Annotated in this window: 16 protein-coding genes, 2 tRNA genes and 2 rRNA genes; 4 read left to right on the forward strand and 16 right to left on the reverse strand. The window is 39.8% G+C overall.

What is annotated here, in order from left to right:
* Positions 1-282 precede the first annotated feature (282 nt).
* The 9 genes from CVPH_RS09120 to gshA form a co-directional block, all read right to left on the reverse strand.
* Positions 283-3,186 (reverse strand): 23S ribosomal RNA (locus CVPH_RS09120).
* 463 nt (positions 3,187-3,649) lie between these two features.
* A tRNA-Ala gene (locus tag CVPH_RS09125) sits at positions 3,650-3,725 on the reverse strand.
* A gap of 106 nt (positions 3,726-3,831) precedes the next feature.
* Positions 3,832-3,908: transfer RNA gene (locus CVPH_RS09130), tRNA-Ile, on the reverse strand.
* A gap of 215 nt (positions 3,909-4,123) precedes the next feature.
* Positions 4,124-5,669, reverse strand: a 16S ribosomal RNA gene (locus tag CVPH_RS09135).
* The 16S and 23S rRNA genes sit together here with 2 tRNA genes alongside, the layout of an rRNA operon.
* Positions 5,670-6,013: 344 nt before the next feature.
* A complete protein-coding gene (locus CVPH_RS09140) occupies positions 6,014-6,493 on the reverse strand; it encodes a rhodanese-like domain-containing protein (protein ID WP_201341408.1) in 480 nt (159 codons plus the stop codon).
* A 5-nt stretch (positions 6,494-6,498) separates the two neighbouring features.
* On the reverse strand, positions 6,499-7,128 hold the full coding sequence (locus CVPH_RS09145; RefSeq protein ID WP_201341409.1) for a response regulator: 630 nt from the start codon (positions 7,126-7,128) through the stop codon (positions 6,499-6,501).
* A complete protein-coding gene (locus CVPH_RS09150; RefSeq protein ID WP_225879705.1) occupies positions 7,125-8,519 on the reverse strand; it encodes a GAF domain-containing sensor histidine kinase in 1,395 nt (464 codons plus the stop codon). The genes CVPH_RS09145 and CVPH_RS09150 overlap by 4 nt, the downstream gene beginning before the upstream one ends.
* A 123-nt stretch (positions 8,520-8,642) precedes the next feature.
* A complete protein-coding gene (gene mnmE, locus CVPH_RS09155; RefSeq protein WP_201341411.1) occupies positions 8,643-9,986 on the reverse strand; it encodes a tRNA uridine-5-carboxymethylaminomethyl(34) synthesis GTPase MnmE in 1,344 nt (447 codons plus the stop codon).
* A gap of 7 nt (positions 9,987-9,993) precedes the next feature.
* The gene (gshA, locus tag CVPH_RS09160; protein ID WP_245396167.1) at positions 9,994-11,484 is read right to left on the reverse strand and encodes a glutamate--cysteine ligase; all 1,491 of its coding nucleotides are present in this window, start codon (positions 11,482-11,484) and stop codon (positions 9,994-9,996) included.
* A 110-nt stretch (positions 11,485-11,594) separates the two neighbouring features.
* Here gshA and CVPH_RS09165 point away from each other — a divergent pair, with 110 nt between their 5' ends.
* On the forward strand, positions 11,595-12,518 hold the full coding sequence (locus CVPH_RS09165) for a Nudix family hydrolase (protein ID WP_201341413.1): 924 nt from the start codon (positions 11,595-11,597) through the stop codon (positions 12,516-12,518).
* Positions 12,519-12,665: 147 nt separating this feature from the next.
* Here the strand turns inward: CVPH_RS09165 and CVPH_RS09170 are convergent, their stop codons facing one another.
* From CVPH_RS09170 to CVPH_RS09190, 5 genes are all read right to left on the reverse strand, one after another.
* A complete protein-coding gene (locus CVPH_RS09170; protein WP_201341414.1) occupies positions 12,666-12,980 on the reverse strand; it encodes a hypothetical protein in 315 nt (104 codons plus the stop codon).
* A gap of 306 nt (positions 12,981-13,286) precedes the next feature.
* A complete protein-coding gene (locus CVPH_RS09175; protein WP_201341415.1) occupies positions 13,287-13,649 on the reverse strand; it encodes a type I secretion C-terminal target domain-containing protein in 363 nt (120 codons plus the stop codon).
* A complete protein-coding gene (locus CVPH_RS09180; protein ID WP_201341416.1) occupies positions 13,646-13,924 on the reverse strand; it encodes a BspA family leucine-rich repeat surface protein in 279 nt (92 codons plus the stop codon). The genes CVPH_RS09175 and CVPH_RS09180 overlap by 4 nt, the downstream gene beginning before the upstream one ends.
* Positions 13,905-14,285, reverse strand: a complete 381-nt coding sequence (locus CVPH_RS09185) for an Ig-like domain-containing protein (RefSeq protein WP_201341417.1) — start codon at positions 14,283-14,285, stop codon at positions 13,905-13,907. Before CVPH_RS09185 ends, CVPH_RS09180 begins: the two co-directional genes overlap by 20 nt.
* A gap of 84 nt (positions 14,286-14,369) precedes the next feature.
* Positions 14,370-14,717 carry a hypothetical protein gene (locus tag CVPH_RS09190; protein WP_201341418.1) on the reverse strand — a complete coding sequence of 116 codons (348 nt, stop codon included), beginning with the start codon at positions 14,715-14,717 and terminating at the stop codon, positions 14,370-14,372.
* 90 nt (positions 14,718-14,807) lie between these two features.
* On the opposite strand from CVPH_RS09190, the gene CVPH_RS09195 reads away from it, so the two are divergent.
* The 3 genes from CVPH_RS09195 to CVPH_RS09205 all read left to right on the forward strand — a co-directional run bounded on the left by CVPH_RS09195 (position 14,808) and on the right by CVPH_RS09205 (position 15,656).
* Positions 14,808-15,176 (forward strand): helix-turn-helix domain-containing protein, encoded by a 369-nt coding sequence (locus tag CVPH_RS09195; protein ID WP_201341419.1) that lies wholly within the window; start codon positions 14,808-14,810, stop codon positions 15,174-15,176.
* Positions 15,177-15,238: 62 nt separating this feature from the next.
* A complete protein-coding gene (locus tag CVPH_RS11325; RefSeq protein WP_483414769.1) occupies positions 15,239-15,409 on the forward strand; it encodes a RelB antitoxin-like protein in 171 nt (56 codons plus the stop codon).
* A 4-nt stretch (positions 15,410-15,413) separates the two neighbouring features.
* Entirely contained in the window at positions 15,414-15,656 is a 243-nt protein-coding gene (locus CVPH_RS09205) for a type II toxin-antitoxin system RelE family toxin (protein ID WP_201341420.1), read from the forward strand.
* A gap of 224 nt (positions 15,657-15,880) precedes the next feature.
* On the opposite strand, the gene CVPH_RS09210 is transcribed toward CVPH_RS09205, so the two are convergent.
* Both CVPH_RS09210 and yaaA read right to left on the reverse strand, forming a co-directional pair.
* Entirely contained in the window at positions 15,881-16,390 is a 510-nt protein-coding gene (locus CVPH_RS09210; RefSeq protein ID WP_201341421.1) for a ComF family protein, read from the reverse strand.
* A gap of 146 nt (positions 16,391-16,536) precedes the next feature.
* On the reverse strand, positions 16,537-17,289 hold the full coding sequence (yaaA, locus tag CVPH_RS09215; RefSeq protein ID WP_201341422.1) for a peroxide stress protein YaaA: 753 nt from the start codon (positions 17,287-17,289) through the stop codon (positions 16,537-16,539).
* Between the last annotated feature and the right edge of the window lie 17 nt (positions 17,290-17,306).

A 17,306-nucleotide genomic window follows, 5' to 3' on the forward strand; every position in this document is an offset into this window, starting at 1 on the left:
TTTCGGTTTTTTCGACGTTAAATTTAAAAAAAATTCAATCACATAGTTTGCACTATACTCTTTCATATTTTAAAAATATGCCTTGCAAAATTCCAAAAATAGTCAAATCTGTTAACTTATGTTTTATAAGTTAGAGACGAATTAAAAAGTTTTTATACCTTGGCTACAAGTATCCAGAAGATATAACAATTAAATACATTCATAAAATTTGTCGCTTATCAGCGTATTGCATGACACATCAACACAAAAATTACAGACTCACTCAAATAATTTGGGTGTTATATGGTCAAGCCTCACGATCAATTAGTACAGGTTAGCTTCACACGTCACCGCGCTTCTACACCCTGCCTATCAACCTCGTAGTCTTCGAGGGATCTTAAGGAGCGTTTAACGCTCAGGGAGACCTAATCTTGGGAGGGGCTTCCCGCTTAGATGCTTTCAGCGGTTATCCTTTCCACACATAGCTACTCGGCAATGCGACTGGCGTCACAACCGAAACACCAGAGGTGTGTCCATTCCGGTCCTCTCGTACTAAGAACAGTTTCCCTCAAGTCTCCAACGCCCACGGTAGATAGGGACCGAACTGTCTCACGACGTTCTAAACCCAGCTCGCGTACCACTTTAAATGGCGAACAGCCATACCCTTGGGACCTGCTTCAGCCCCAGGATGTGATGAGCCGACATCGAGGTGCCAAACACCGCCGTCGATGTGAACTCTTGGGCGGTATCAGCCTGTTATCCCCGGCGTACCTTTTATCCGTTGAGCGATGGTCCTTCCACTCAGAACCACCGGATCACTAAGACCTAGTTTCCTACCTGCTCGACGTGTCAGTCTCGCAGTCAAGCACCCTTTTACCTTTGCGCTCATTGCACGATGTCCGACCGTGCTGAGGGTACCTTTGCGCTCCTCCGTTACTCTTTGGGAGGAGACCGCCCCAGTCAAACTACCCACCATGCATTGTCCCCGGTCCAGATAATGGACCTAGGTTAGAACCCCAACCATACCAGGGTGGTATTTCAAGGATGGCTCCACTCGAACTAGCGTCCAAGTTTCAAAGCCTCCCACCTATCCTACACAGGTAGGATCAGAGTTCAATGCAAAGCTGTAGTAAAGGTGCACGGGGTCTTTCCGTCTGGCCGCGGGTATACTGCATCTTAACAGCAATTTCAATTTCACTGAGTCTCGGGTGGAGACAGTGTGGCCCTCGTTACGCCATTCGTGCAGGTCGGAACTTACCCGACAAGGAATTTCGCTACCTTAGGACCGTTATAGTTACGGCCGCCGTTTACTTGGGCTTCGATCAAAAGCTTCGGACGAATCCTAACCTCATCAATTAACCTTCAAGCACCGGGCAGGCGTCACACCCTATACGTCCACTTACGTGTTTGCAGAGTGCTGTGTTTTTAATAAACAGTCGGAGCCACCTGGTATCTTCAACTCTTACCAGCTCATTTAGCAAGTAAAATCACCGGCAAGAGCACACCTTCTCCCGAAGTTACGGTGTCATTTTGCCTAGTTCCTTCACCCGAGTTCTCTCAAGCGCCTTAGAATTCTCATCTCGTCCACCTGTGTCGGTTTGGGGTACGGTTTCATATAACCTGAAGCTTAGAGGATTTTCCTGGAAGCATGGTATCACGCACTTCTCCCAAAAGAGGGATCGTTATCACGCCTTGAGCCTTAGAACTAAATCTAAGGTTCCCGGATTTTCCTAAGAACCTACTCTACACGCTTGAACTTGGACAACCATCGCCAAGCTGCGTTAACCTTCTCCGTCTTCCCATCGCAGTTATATGAAGTATGGGAATATTAACCCATTTCCCATCGACTACGCATTTCTGCCTCGCCTTAGGGGCCGACTAACCCTACGCCGATTAACGTTGCGTAGGAAACCTTGGACTTCTGGCGAGGGGGTTTTTCACCCCCTTTATCGTTACTCATGTCAGCATTCGCACTTCTGATACCTCCAGCAAACCTCACAGTTCACCTTCAACGGCTTACAGAACGCTCTCCTACCATCGCAATAAATTGCGATCCGCAGCTTCGGTATGTAGTTTTAGCCCCGTTAAATCTTCCGCGCAAACCGACTCGACCAGTGAGCTATTACGCACTCTTTAAAGGAATGGCTGCTTCTAAGCCAACCTCCTGGCTGTCTGGGCCTTTTCACATCGTTTCCCACTTAACTACAATTTTGGGACCTTAGCTGACGGTCTGGGTTGTTTCCCTTTCCACTACGGACGTTAGCACCCGCAGTGTGTCTCCCATGCTCATACTTGTCGGTATTCGGAGTTTGCAATGGTTTACTAAGCCTTGACGACCCGCTAGCCATAACAGTGCTCTACCCCCGACAGTAATACATGAGGCTCTACCTAAATAGATTTCGGAGAGAACCAGCTATCTCCGGGTTTGTTTGGCCTTTCACCCCTATCCACAGCTCATCCCCTCATTTTTCAACATAAGTGGGTTCGGGCCTCCAGTTAGTTTTACCTAACCTTCACCCTGGCCATGGATAGATCACCCGGTTTCGGGTCTACTCCCAGCAACTAAACGCCCATTTAAGACTCGGTTTCCCTACGGCTCCCCTATTGGTTAACCTTGCTACTGAGAAGTAAGTCGCTGACCCATTATACAAAAGGTACGCAGTCACGGAATAAATCCGCTCCTACTGCTTGTATGCATACGATTTCAGGTTCTATTTCACTCCCCTTCCGGGGTTCTTTTCGCCTTTCCCTCACGGTACTTGTTCTCTATCGGTCATTAGAGAGTATTTAGCCTTGGAGGGTGGTCCCCCCATATTCAAACAGCGTTTCACGTGCGCCGCCTTACTCGATTTCACATAAATTAAACTTTCCTATACGGGACTATCACCCTGTATCATTGAACTTTCCAGAACATTCTAGTAATTTAAAATATGCTTAAGGGCTGGTCCCCGTTCGCTCGCCGCTACTAAGGGAATCTCGGTTGATTTCTTTTCCTCTAGGTACTTAGATGTTTCAGTTCCCTAGGTTTGCCTCCTTAACCTATGTATTCAGTTAAGGATAATGGTCTGATGACCACTGGGTTTTCCCATTCGGAGATCTCCGGGTTAGAGCTTATTTATCAGCTAACCGAAGCTTATCGCAGATTATCACGTCCTTCATCGCCTTCTAATGCCAAGGCATCCGTCGTATGCACTTATTCACTTGACCAGATAACCCCAAAGTATCTGTTTGTATCTTCCATCTTTTGCTTATTTTCTGCGTCATTTTTTTCGCTCACTTGTCGTTTGGATTAACCAAACTCCTACGCTCACTCAAAAAATTTCTTGAAAATAAGCAAAATCTGAAATCACAAACCTACAAAGGTTATAGGTTTCGTATTTCACCTTGAATTCACCAATTGTGATAAATCACAATTGGTGAATTCTTTATTTCATTGCTAGTTTTTACACTAGCGATGAGAATCCATATTTTTTGAAATTGTTGTGTCAATGCAATTCACCAATGAAAACTGTCATCACAACAGTCTTTGCGTTGTTATATTGCATATTTACAAACTTTACTTCATGTATTAAATTGTTAAAGAGCTCCACACCCGAAAGCGTGGTATAAAAACTTAAACAAGGCAACGATTAAAAATTGCCTTGTTTAAGTTTTAAAATAAAAGAATATTTGGTGGAGCCAGGGAGGATCGAACTCCCGACCTCTTGCGTGCAAGGCAAGCACTCTCCCAGCTGAGCTATGGCCCCTAAAACAGCATAAAAAATACTGCAATTTTATTTTTTACAAAGCGGATGTGAGGGCGTTTACGAGTAAGTAAACGACTAAACATCTAACACTGTAAAAAATAAAATTTGGTGGGTCTGGGTGGATTTGAACCACCGACCTCACCCTTATCAGGGGTGCGCTCTAACCAACTGAGCTACAGACCCAAAATTACTGGTTTATTTTTCATTCTTCTGCATTATTTTCTTAACTCGGGTAGTCATGTAGCTACTACCACACTCCTACCTTCACTCAAAAAATACCTTGAATAATAAAAAATATCCTACGTAATCACTATAAAAGTTATTACACAAAAGTGTAATGTAATTCTTCTTATCTTTATAATCATCAAACAACTTGTTGTGGACACTCATACTTTTCTTAAGGAGGTAATCCAGCCCCACCTTCCGGTAGGGCTACCTTGTTACGACTTTACCCCAGTCATGAATCACACCGTGGTAACCGTCCTCTGTAAACAGTTAGACTAGCTACTTCTGGTGCAACCCACTCCCATGGTATGACGGGCGGTGTGTACAAGACCCGGGAACGTATTCACCGTAGCGTTCTGATCTACGATTACTAGCGATTCCGACTTCACGGAGTCGAGTTGCAGACTCCGATCCGGACTACGAAAAGATTTGTGAGATTAGCACCACCTCGCGGCTTAGCGACCCTTTGTCCTTCCCATTGTAGCACGTGTGTAGCCCTGGTCGTAAGGGCCATGATGACTTGACGTCGTCCCCGCCTTCCTCCGGTTTATCACCGGCAGTCTCCTTATAGTTCCCACCATGATGTGCTGGCAAATAAGGATAAGGGTTGCGCTCGTTACGGGACTTAACCCAACATCTCACGACACGAGCTGACGACAGCCATGCAGCACCTGTATTCGCATTCCCGAGGGCACCTTTCCATCTCTAGAAAGTTTGCGATATGTCAAGACCAGGTAAGGTTCTTCGCGTTGCATCGAATTAAACCACATGCTCCACCGCTTGTGCGGGTCCCCGTCAATTCCTTTGAGTTTTAACCTTGCGGCCGTACTCCCCAGGCGGATAACTTAACGCGTTAGCTTCGCCACTAAAGGGTAAATCCCCCCCAACGGCTAGTTATCATCGTTTACGGCGTGGACTACCAGGGTATCTAATCCTGTTTGCTACCCACGCTTTCGTACCTCAGTGTCAGTATTAGTCCAGAAAGCTGCCTTCGCCATTGATGTTCCTTCAGATATCTACGCATTTCACCGCTACACCTGAAATTCCACTTTCCTCTCCTATACTCTAGTTTGCCAGTTTCAAATGCAGTTCCCAGGTTGAGCCCGGGGCTTTCACATCTGACTTAACAAACCACCTACGCACGCTTTACGCCCAGTAATTCCGATTAACGCTTGCACCCTCCGTATTACCGCGGCTGCTGGCACGGAGTTAGCCGGTGCTTCTTCTAAAAGTAACGTCAAGACTAATGGGTATTAACCATTAATTTTTCTTCCTAATTGAAAGTGCTTTACAACCCTCAGGCCTTCTTCACACACGCGGTATTGCTGGATCAGGCTTGCGCCCATTGTCCAATATTCCCCACTGCTGCCTCCCGTAGGAGTCTGGACCGTGTCTCAGTTCCAGTGTGGCTGATCATCCTCTCAGACCAGCTAAAGATCGTCGCCTTGGTGAACTTTTACCTCACCAACTAGCTAATCTTACGCAGGCTCATCTGATAGCGAAAGCATATAAATAGAGGCCTCCTTTACTCCGTAGAGATTATGCGGTATTAATCCGGATTTCTCCGGGCTATCCCCCACTATCAGGCAGATTCCTACGCGTTACTCACCCGTCCGCCACTCGACGCCTACTAGCAAGCTAGTATCGTTTCCGTTCGACTTGCATGTGTTAAGCATACCGCCAGCGTTCAATCTGAGCCAGGATCAAACTCTTCAGTTCAATTCTAACTACTTAGAACATTGGCAACATTCAAATGAATGAATGCGCTTTGCGTTCAATTTTTTGAAAAGCTTGTTTGCTTTAGTTTTTAATGTGCACTTGCACAATTTTATTGTACGAGTGCCCACACAAGTTGTTTGATAGTTTTTTAAAGAGCAACTACAACATAAATAGCCAAGGCAATTTTCTGATGCAGTGAAAGTTGGAATTATACCGCCAACTGATAACCTGTCAAGCGTTGTTTTAAACTTTTATTTTCCGACTTTTCCTTGCATTAAAAACAAAGGCTGTTTATGTGCAGTGAAAGTACAGGATTATACTAAGAAAACACACCGGATCAAGTGTTAATTAACATTATTTTTGAAAGGTGTTAATTTATCTTCTGAAACCGCTCTATTAAGCCATTTATCAGCTTGGTCAATATCAACAATTGCATGATTAACATTCACCATTTCAAAATCGTTATCGTTCCAACCCTTGATGCCCATTTTTAATGAGCGCATTTTGGTAAAGCCCATTTTTTGCATAGTAAAGGCTGCAAGTGCGCTACGATTACCTGAACGGCAAATTACAACAATATTTTGCTCCCTTGCCTGTACTAATTTAGGCACAGTGTCGTCATAATTCCAAACACAAGCACCTTCAAGCACACCTCTAGGAACATGAATTGAATGCTTAATGTGCATCATATCAAATTCATCTTGCTCGCGAATATCTAGTAATATTAAATCAGCGTTGTACTTAATCTCTTCTTCCAAATCCCATGGAAACACTTCACCTACTATTGTTAATGCCTGCGCTACTAGTTTTTGATATCCATCCATTGGCTTTATTTGCAATAGCCTTTTTGTGTCACCATGACTGCCACTTCAACGCGTGAACTGAGTGATAATTTTTTAAGAATTGATTTAACATGAAGTTTAACTGTGCCATCAGAGATGCCCAGTTCTCTAGCAATGACTTTATTACTATAACCGTTGGATACTTGACAGACCACTTCTTTTTCTCGGCTGGTTAAGGAGTTAAACGAAGGTTCATTATCGGTTAATTCATCTCGTAGAGCCTTTGCTAGTACGTGTGTCATATCTTGTGCAACAACAATTGAGCCTTTAACAACTTCATCTAAAGCATCAACCAGTGCATCTGGATCCATATCCTTTAATAAGTAACCTTGGGCACCATGTTTAAGACAATTACGTAAATCATGTTCTTGGGTGCTGGTAGTTAGCATCACAATTGGTGTGGTGATGTTTTTTTCTTTGAGCGTTTTTAATACTTCGAGTCCAGACATTTGTGGCATACGTAAATCTAGTAGAATAATATCCACTGATAAAGAAGGAATTTCTGCCAAGCCTTGTTCTGGCGAAGCAGCAGCACTGGCGCTAATTTGTTTAGATTCTAACAAGGCAATGAGTCCGTTACGAAACAAGGCATGGTCGTCAATGATATAGATTTTCATGACAGTTTCGGGAAGTTGACGATAACGCGTGTACCTTCATCGACTTCTGATTCAATTTCAATGCTAGCACCAATTCTTATTGCTCGTTCTTTCATAATATTCATGCCAATATTATTCCCCATTACTTCACTTTCATTTTGGTCTTTTTCAAATCCAACACCATTATCCTCAATCAATAATTGACAATTAGGCTCTGCCAAAAGAAAAACACGTACATTACGAGCTTTGGCGTGTTTGCGTATATTGGACAACGCCTCTTGAGTGATGCGCATAATTTGTATTTCAACTTCTGGGGATACTTGCAGTTTGCCTTCAACTTGTAAATAAGTGGCAATGCCTTCTTCTGACATAAATCGATTGAGTAAATTTGTTAAAGAAGCTTCAATCCCTTTAGGGTCTAATGGCACACGAAAATTACACATCAGCTCACGCAGCTCTTGGTTTGCTTGAGTAATATTAGATTGTAAACTCAACACTTTATCACTCGCATCAGATTTTTTGCCTGCTTTAAGCATGTTCCCAAGTACCGTTACTTGCAGTTTTAAACTGCAAATAGTTTGGGCTAATGAATCATGTATCTCTTGTGATAAAAACAAACGCTCTTGTGACAATTCCATGCGCTTGGTTTGGGCATCTAAGCGAGCTTTATCTAGTGCAATAACGATATTTTCAGCAATAGAACTGAGCAGTGCACGTTCATCAAAAGCCAGCGAGGGCAATGTATCAAAAAATAAATTAAAAGTGCCTAGTGTTTTCCCATGATATCTAAGCGGGATAAATATCGTACCAACGCTTGCCTTAGTTTGAGATTTTTTACCGACGCATTGTGCGCAAGTATGTACACTAAACTGCACACAAGTATCACTTGCCATAGCCACCTCACCACAAAAGCAATCTGCACTTAATACATCTGTTACTTGACCTTGCTTGTCAATAACGCCTTGTGTTGCCATCAAATGAAGCTGGCCATCATCAGATAAACTGCGTGCAGCACCTGATGAGGCGCCAGTCATGTTAATAAAAATGTCTAAAAAGTGTGTGAACAATTCATCAATCGAATGCATTTTATTAAGTTTTGATGACACGCTATAGAGCGTCTCTAAAGAGGCAGATTTTTTACTTAAACGCTGAATTTGTTTGTTTAAGATGCTTTCCATATCATCATATAAATGTTGATTTTCATCAACTAAATGATTAATGGCTTTTGCAACAGGCTGAAATGTGGTTCTTTGGTGGTCACTTAAACGCACACTTTGATTAAACTTACAACCATCTACCCAACTTTGCAAATCACTAAATGGTAATAAGAAATCTTGACGAATGGATAAATAGAGGCCTAAATAAACCAATAGAATTAAGACAACCAACAATACATCCACGACATTAATCATTGTATAAGCAAGCACTACCTCATACATTAACAATGGCGAGAGCAAAATCGTGACCAGAAAGTAAATGTAGAATTTTATTCTAATATTCATATGTTTAGTTTTAAACCAGAAAGCTGGTTTTCCTTATTTTCCGATACAAAAAGAAGAAAATATTTCACCAAGTAAATCATCCGATGAAAACTCACCAGTAATACTACCCATAGATTGACCAGCAAAGCGTAAATCTTCAGCCATTAGCTCTACTGCACCATTTTCTAATTGCATAATGGCATTTTTAATAGACGCTAATGACGCTTCTAGGGCAATAATATGACGTTTTCTGGCAAGCACAACCCCTTCTGAAAAATCTTCTAATCCTGCAATATCAGACAACTCTTTTCGTAACAGCTCCATGCCTTTTGAATGCTTGGCTGAAACTGACAATTGAACAACATCATTAATCACGTCTCTTTCAATAGTGCCGCCTATTAAGTCCACTTTATTTTTGATTAGTAATAAGGATTGATAATCCATATTTTTAGGCAATATAGAAAAATCTGGCTTGTCATCTTGCGCGTCAAACACCATCAGCACTACATCAGCACGCTCAATCTCCAAATGCGCTCTTTTGATGCCTTCTTTTTCTACCTTATCATAACTATCATGCAGACCTGCTGTATCAATAATATTAAGTGGCATGCCGTTTACATGAATGGTTTCTTTTAACACATCACGCGTTGTACCTGCAATATCAGTCACAATAGCGCTGGATTCTTGTGTGAGCGCATTCAGCAACGAAGACTTGCCAGCATTAGGCTTACCAGCAATGGCAACATTTAACCCTTCTCTTAAAATAACACCTTGTGTGGCAGATTTTAAAATGGTTTCAACCGCTTGTTTAATGCCTTTTGCTTTAAGTTTAACTTGCTCAGATTGTAAAAAATCAATTTCCTCATCCGAAAAATCAATAGTCGCTTCAACAAAAACTCGAAGTTCAATAATGGACTTGGTAAGCGCGTTAACTTGACTAGAAAACACGCCTGATAAAGACCTAAATGCTGATTTAGAAGCGCGCTTTGAGTTAGCATCAATCATATCTGCCACCGCTTCTGCTTGCACCAAGTCCATTTTTCCGTTTAAAAAAGCGCGTTTTGAAAATTCACCTGGTTCAGCTGGTTTGGCGCCCATTGATATGGCAGATTCTAACAAACAACGCATCACACTCATGCCACCATGCCCTTGAAATTCTAATATATCTTCGCCTGTAAATGAATGCGGTTTAGGAAAAAAAAGAGCAATGCCTTTGTCTATCTCAACATTTTCTTGGTCAAAAAATAAACCATAATGCGCATAACGCGGCTTGGGAACAAGGCCAAGCATTTTTTTTGCAATAACTTTACATAATGGCCCTGATACACGCACCACGCCAATGCCGCCTTTACCAATTCTACTGGCCAATGCACAAATTGTTGTTTCACTACTGTTCATTAATTTTTTAGGTATTTTTAAAATACTCAGTTAAAAATATATCAAAACTCACTAAATCAGAGGCTTTGATCTGTTGCTGCTTTTTGCATGAAACCTTTGCCTGATGATCCAAATAATCAAAGTGTTTTTGATTGATTGTGTTGGATAAAAAATCGTTTCTATACTGTTTAGACAATGAATTAGTATAATCAAAAAATCCCTGATTGCGCTCTTTCATCTGACTAAGTGTTATCGCAGAAGGCGTTAAATTTGGATTATTAATACGACGTGCTATATCCCGAACAGACACTTGGTGGCTTTCACTTAGTAAGGTTGCACATTGCTCAATCTTAGCCATAATATCACCTCCCCACTTTTGAAGTGAAGCCTGTGTGCCTCTATGCATTAACATTAATTTAGGCTTGCGACCCTCATGGGCAACTAGCTGGTCATTAGTGTCAATTTCAAGCTGCTCTAAGGTAGAAATAGCACAAGATGGTTCAAGCAAACAAAACAACATAAAAGCCTCTAAAAAATAAACTTGTGCTTTGTCGATACCCAGTGGCAAGAGTGGATTGATATCTATTGACCTTAACTCAACATAGCTAATGCCGCTACTACTTAGTGCATCTAGGGGTTTTTTATCTGGCTCAACCAGCGGTTTTGGGCGTACAGAAGCATAATATTCATTTTCAATTTGCAAAATATTGGTATTAAGTTGTTGATATTTCCCATGGCGTTTTAAGCCAATCATTTCATACTCAGAACAAGCCGTTTGCATACCTACTTTAAGACTATTTACATAATGGCTCAAACTATTGTAATTGGCCTTAACACCTGCTTCATCCTCAGCCAAATTCTGATAGCCAATATCCCCCATGCGCAAAGAAGTGGCATGAGGTTCATACAAAGTTGACTCATTAAACTCAACCAACGAATGCGCATGATAGCCTTTTAAAAACGACTTACACACAGCAGGCGATGCACCGAATAAATAAGGAATTATCCAGCCATAACGCACTATATTACGGGTTAAGTCCATATAACCATTATCAATAAATGACCTTAATGCCTCTGTAGGAGTAAGCAATATTTGATATTGCTGCCAGAACTCACGGGAAAATGAATAATTGAAATGGATGCCTGCAATGGTTTGCATCACACTGCCGTAACGATTTGCCAACCCTTGACGATAAATTGTTTTCATCATGCCTTGGTTAGAAGTACCATATTGAGCAATGGGAATGGTGGTTTCGCCACGAATAACACAAGGCATACTTGTCGGCCAAAAGTTTTGATCCTTAGGCAAATGATAATACAAATAATGCTGTGTGTCTTCTAAAAAAGACAACATTTCTACCGCATTACCAAGCGGCGGCGTTACCAATTCTATTAATGACTCAGAAAAGTCCGTAGTGATATTAGGGTGTGTCAATGCACAACCAAAAGTTTGAGGGTGTGGCGCTTGAGAAATACCACCTTTTCTTGACACACGCAACCCTTCTTTTTCTAGGCCCATTAAATTGCCCTTCAATAGCCCACTATACGGCTTTAGTTGTTGAATTTTTTCCTGTAATTGCAAAACAAGTCCAGATGCTAAAATAGCATTATTTTACATTAGGGCAACTGATGAAAACAATCAAGGCGGTCGTGGGTGTTTTACGCAACAAAAACCAAAAAATACTCATTGCAAAACGTAAAAAAGAGCAATTTATGGGTGGCTTTTGGGAACTCCCTGGCGGCAAAATTGAGATTGGCGAATCAAAAGAACAGGCTATCACAAGAGAGCTAAAAGAAGAATTAGGCATACAGGTTAATCAATTAAGTCTTCATCAAACCATGATGCATAAGTATGAAGACAGAACCGTCCAACTAAGTATTTATAACATCAACGAGTACCAAAACACGCCTTTGGGTATCGAAGATCAAGCCATATCTTGGGTTGGTGTTAATGAGTTAAATGACTACAAACTATTACCCACCATGAAAGCCTTTATTAGCTCTATTATTCTGCCTAATAAATACTGGATTACCCCATCAAATAATCACCAAAGTGATAAATGGATGGCAAAATTTAATCAAAAACTCAATTCAGACATAACACTGCTTCAACTGAGAAGTAAGATAGAATTAGATTATTCCTTTATTACCGAACTTCACAACAAATGCAAGAAAAATAACATCAAGTTACTGCTTAATACCGTTAATAAAACCTTTGATGAGGGCTATTGCGATGGCTGGCATATCACCACCACTGAAATGCTTAAATCGAACAAAAGGCCTTGCGCTAACAATAAACTCTTAGGCGCATCCACACACAATCTAGCCGAAGCACTAAAAGCCCAAGCAATGGGTGCTGACTTTATTGTTATCTCCCCCGTACAAGCCACCAAAACCCATCCTGACACTTTGCCATTAGGCTGGGATAGTGCCAAAGAAGTTGTGGATAAACTCAATATTCCTGTGTATTTTTTAGGTGGGATGGCGCTTAAAGACCTAGAAAAAACCCAACAACTTGGCGCGCAAGGGATTGCGGGCGTTAGTGCCTTTTAATAGTAACAAACAAAATAACTTGAGGGAAGTTTTATACCCACTTCTCTTTGCATGTAAAAACTTGTTTGAATTATTGCAACATAGAACCTGATGTCATTTTGCAATAGTTTTGGACTGTTACCGCGAAGCATCTAAAGATAATTTACTTTATACCCAATTATTTTCTTGTACCTCTACTTCTTTTAATTTAAGTAATTTCAAGCGTTTAGAGCTGAGATCTTGACTTAATAAAAACTGATAAATAGATTGCGCCCTTTGTGATGCAAGTGTTGAAGGCTTTATATGGTCAATTATAACATTATAGTGCAACTCATCACGCAACTCATCACGCAACGCATCGCCAAGCTGTAGGTGTTTTACCTGCTGAGTGCGTGTTCTATTTGTGCTCTGAGTACGATTAATGACTGCTATACATTCCTGAGAACCCTCAACGCTGAAACGTTTTTCATGTGTATATCTCAATACTTTATAAGAAGCAGTTGGAGGCTTGTTCCACGGCTTTTTTTGATAATTTTTTGTTTGTTATCAGCCAATTCTTTCTCACGTAATGCGTGTGTATCACGCACAGTATTATAAACAGGGTAGATACCTAAAGATAATAACGGTCGTTTTTTTAATGCCTTAGCTATGGTGAGTATTTTTTCTTGTTGTTAAAAGTTGTATAAGTTGTAAATTTAAAATTAATTGTAATAAGAATTGTCGCCACCACAGTTAAATAATCAAATTACCATCGGTGACCATATCATTAAAATTTACTCCTGATATACCTTACAATAAAATAGTCACGCCGGTATCACCAACTATGGAGTGAGCGCCGTTACAGTCAATGCTCAATGTTGTATCTGTGCCATCGTCATTTAAAGTGACAAAGTCAGTAATGCTTGTGCCATAACCCACCAACAAATCGCTAATATCTATCACATCGCTACTGACGCCTTGCTCTACATTGGTAGTATCAAAAGTACCGTTATTAATTATCCAGTTGTAAGCATCAATTAGATATTGTTTTGATGTGGCATCAGAATAATTAACAATGTCCCATTCAATACCATTATTAATAGCAGTTTCTCCAGTAGAGGTATCAAGTTTTACCCAACCTTTTATAGTGCTATCCATATTAGTAATGCTCATATTAGAGCCCAAAACATCTCTTCTGCTGCACTATCAATTGAACTAATAGATGCAGATAAAGCAGAAATATCCCATAAACCGATATCTTGGTTGAATACAGTAGCAGTAAACATTTGATCCATATTAGTCACACTTGACACATCCCATAAGCTAATATTTTGATTGAAGTTAGTGGCGGTAAAAAACATGAATGCCATATCAGTCACGCCTGAAACATTCCACGAACCAATGTCTTGGTTAAATGTAGCGTTATAGCTAAAAGCTAAAAGTTGCATGAGATGTGTCCCAATTAGTAATATCAGCACTTGGAAAATTCGTTGTGGCACTCAAGTTATTGAGTGTGGTGGTATTTTTTCCCGCAAGGTTTCCCTCTCCACCCGTGCCAATGACTTTACCGCTGGCAATACTGCCTGTAATATTAGCGCGCCCTTCTGCTAAATCTGCATTAACTTGTATGGTGTATTGTGTATTACTAACTTTGGTTAGAGAACTGGCAACTAGCGTGCCATTTTTAACCACGATATCACCCTCGTTAAAAGTAGCAATATCGTCAGAAAAATCAAAGGTGATTGTGTGTGGTTCTGCACCTGCTGAACCGCTGCCTGTAATAGTCGTGACGATGGTGTTGTTAATCACAGGAGCAGATTACTGCTGCTGCTGTTACTTGCAACAACCGCACTATTTGAGCCCATCATCTGAGAAGATTGAATAATCAATGAGTTAGGCTAATAATGCCTCCTCACCATAGGACTTAACCAGTATTGAATTATCATTAAGAAGTTTGCCTACAACATCAGTTGATACTATAGTGGTATTATCAAATTTAACTGTATTGACTTTGTCTGCTGTTTCTTCTAAAGTTTTCTTGTTATTTGCTTCTAGTGCTTGTTGTTTGTAAAAATCAAGCAAAGATAATTTTGCGCCATTAGCATAAGTAATGATTAAATCGTTATCTAACTTTCTAGCAAAAAAGCTTTTATGCGTGTCTCCAGTGATTTTTATTTTATCCCCTGAAGATACTTTGATGTCTATCGATTGATTTTTAGTGACTTTGATTTTTTGTTTCAAAGTTTGTCCTTTAAAAAAATAAACAATCATTATTTATATAAAGTAGTAATTTTACCTAATTTTTAACAAATTAGATAAATAATACTTCTTATGAATATAAATTTTACTAAAAATGATTTTATTGGCGAAAGAATTAAAATCGCAAGAGAGAAAAACAAATTAAATAGAAAAAATTTAGCCGAAATAATGTGTCTTTCTGGCACTATTGTCGGTAAGTGGGAACGCGGTAACTCCAACCCCTCTACCGCCCACCTTATCAAACTCGCTAAGGTATTAAATGTCTCATTTGAATGGCTAGCAACTGGGGTGGAAAATGAGGGTGAAAAAACCGTTTTAACCGAGAAAGAAAAAGAAACACTGCACAATACTCAGGTAACAAAAATCAGTGTACTCATGGAAAAAATGAGCCCCAAACAGAAGGAATCTTTAGTAGCGTTTTTGGGCGATATGACGATTTAGGGGTGTATAATTTGAGTTTTAGCATTTAAAAAGAAAGTATTATACAATTACAACCTAACTATATTATTGATAATAATAATCATAAAATTGCTGCGCAAATAGATATTAAAACCTACAATAAAATAACTGACACACTTGAAAGTTACGCTTTAGCACAATTTATTGATTTAAATTTAGATGATGATAATTTTTCCCTAGAAAAAGCAAAAGATTATTACAAAGCACTAAAGTGATTTAATGCAGGTTAAATATAACAAACAGTTTTTAAAAGAACTTGCAAAACTACCCAACAAAACCTCTACAAAAATAGAGAAATTTGTTTTTGAATCACTGCCCAAATGTAGTACTATTGAGCAAGTTGGGAATATTGAAAAAATGATAGGCTATAAAAACTGCTTTAAAGTTAGTGTTGGCATAAAAAGAAAAAACGAATATATTGTTGTCGCTACCGTGAAGCACAGAGGGGGGGGGAATTTATAAATACTTTCCATAACGCTTGATAATTCAATTAATCGTGAATGATATATATTTTAGAGAGATTATATATAAATAATTCTTCTCAATTATCAGAATAATAGGCATTTTCCGACCTCCCCTTTACTTTCCCGCCTTTTGTCAAACTCGCTAAGGCATTAGATGTATCATTGACATAGTCAACAACCTATAAAATAAGACCAAACAGCGCAAATTTATGCCTTAAGTTATTAAGCTCTAGCCAAAATAAGCACATCACAACACTCAACGCCAGCCTTGATGAGCGTTTTTACCATCTCATTCAGGCTAGAGTCAGTGGTCATGACATCACCAACCAACAAAACTTTTTTATAAGACATTACTTGTGCGCTAAATGCGCCTTTAATTTCTTTTTTCCCCTGTTCTAGGTTTAATGACGATAATGGCTGGGTGGTTTTGATGCGCCTAACGCTTTTTGTATCAATAATCGTGTTGGTATTTTTAGCGATAATTCTTAACAATTCGTGGGTTTGGTTATAGCCTCTTTCTTTAATGCGTGCACGGCTTAGAGGCAAAGGGATAATGGCGGCATAATTGCCATTTTCTTTAATTATTGAGCGATATAAACTGTGTAATTGATGGGCAAAATAATCGCCAATACACAATTGGTGATTAAATTTAAACTGCTTAATAAGTTGTGCGCAAGCGTGGGAATAATCATAGAGAACACAGGTCTTGGAAAAAGCAGGGGAACGGCTCAAGCACTCGCCACAAAAGCTTAAATTAGAGGAAAGTTTAACTGCGCAACAAAAGCAGCGATTATCATTAACAACAAAACTGGATTCGCACGTTCTGCACACGCAAAACTTTGCAGTTTCAAAGCAAAGTACGCAGGACTGCTTGAGGATTAACCTCTGGTAAAAACCCATGTTGTGTCATCAGACATATCGGCTCTAAATTGATAGTCTTCTTTGTCAAAACTTTTTAAATCTTCTGCGTGGGTGATTCTATTTTTAATCATATAATTAACCATCAGACCTCTAGCGCGCTTGGCATAAATGCCAATAATTTTATAGGTGTCGTTTTTGAACTCTTTAAAAGCGATGTTGATGATTTTGGCATTCAAGGCTTTTTGATCAATGCCTTTAAAATATTCGTTAGAGGCAAGATTAATGATAGTATCAGCTTCATCTTCATTTAATATAGTTGAAATCTCATCACCCCAAAACTCATATAAATTTTTCCCCTTGGCGTTTTCAAGCCGAATACCCATCTCCAAACGATAAGGCTGAATTAAGTCAAGTGGACGAATCACGCCGTATAGACCTGACAACATGCGCAAGGTGTTTTGTGCAAACTCTAAATCTGCCATTGATAAAGAGGGCACGTCAATACCGCTATAGGCATCACCCTTGAATGCAAGTAATGCTTGTTTAGCATTTACTGGATTAAAAGGGGTTGAAAATGTTTGAAAACGTTCATGGTTTAAATTGGCCAGTTTGTCACTAATTGACATGAGTTGAGCTATCTCATCTTTGGTTTTTACCTTTAAAACCTCAATTAATGTTTTAGATTGCTTAATTTGGCGTGTTTGCGTGCATTCATCAATGTTAGAAGTAGAAAAATCTTGGGTTTTTGAAGGGGAAATAATAGCTAACATTAGATAAAATCTAAGTA

The sequence above is a fragment of the Abyssogena phaseoliformis symbiont OG214 genome, from assembly GCF_016592595.1.
Classification (GTDB): Bacteria; Pseudomonadota; Gammaproteobacteria; order PS1; family Pseudothioglobaceae; genus Ruthia.

What these genes read in the sequence shown, in the direction of transcription:
- CVPH_RS09140 (WP_201341408.1), bottom strand. Translation starts at nt 6,493, where the DNA reads ATGGATGGATATCAAAAACTAGTAGCGCAGGCATTAACAATAGTAGGT.
- CVPH_RS09145 (WP_201341409.1), bottom strand. Translation starts at nt 7,128, where the DNA reads ATGAAAATCTATATCATTGACGACCATGCCTTGTTTCGTAACGGACTC.
- CVPH_RS09150 (WP_225879705.1), bottom strand. Translation starts at nt 8,519, where the DNA reads ATGATTAATGTCGTGGATGTATTGTTGGTTGTCTTAATTCTATTGGTT.
- mnmE (WP_201341411.1), bottom strand. Translation starts at nt 9,986, where the DNA reads ATGAACAGTAGTGAAACAACAATTTGTGCATTGGCCAGTAGAATTGGT.
- gshA (WP_245396167.1), bottom strand. Translation starts at nt 11,484, where the DNA reads ATGGGCCTAGAAAAAGAAGGGTTGCGTGTGTCAAGAAAAGGTGGTATT.
- CVPH_RS09165 (WP_201341413.1), top strand. Translation starts at nt 11,595, where the DNA reads ATGAAAACAATCAAGGCGGTCGTGGGTGTTTTACGCAACAAAAACCAA.
- CVPH_RS09175 (WP_201341415.1), bottom strand. Translation starts at nt 13,649, where the DNA reads ATGAGCATTACTAATATGGATAGCACTATAAAAGGTTGGGTAAAACTT.
- CVPH_RS09180 (WP_201341416.1), bottom strand. Translation starts at nt 13,924, where the DNA reads ATGCAACTTTTAGCTTTTAGCTATAACGCTACATTTAACCAAGACATT.
- CVPH_RS09195 (WP_201341419.1), top strand. Translation starts at nt 14,808, where the DNA reads ATGAATATAAATTTTACTAAAAATGATTTTATTGGCGAAAGAATTAAA.
- CVPH_RS09205 (WP_201341420.1), top strand. Translation starts at nt 15,414, where the DNA reads ATGCAGGTTAAATATAACAAACAGTTTTTAAAAGAACTTGCAAAACTA.
- yaaA (WP_201341422.1), bottom strand. Translation starts at nt 17,289, where the DNA reads ATGTTAGCTATTATTTCCCCTTCAAAAACCCAAGATTTTTCTACTTCT.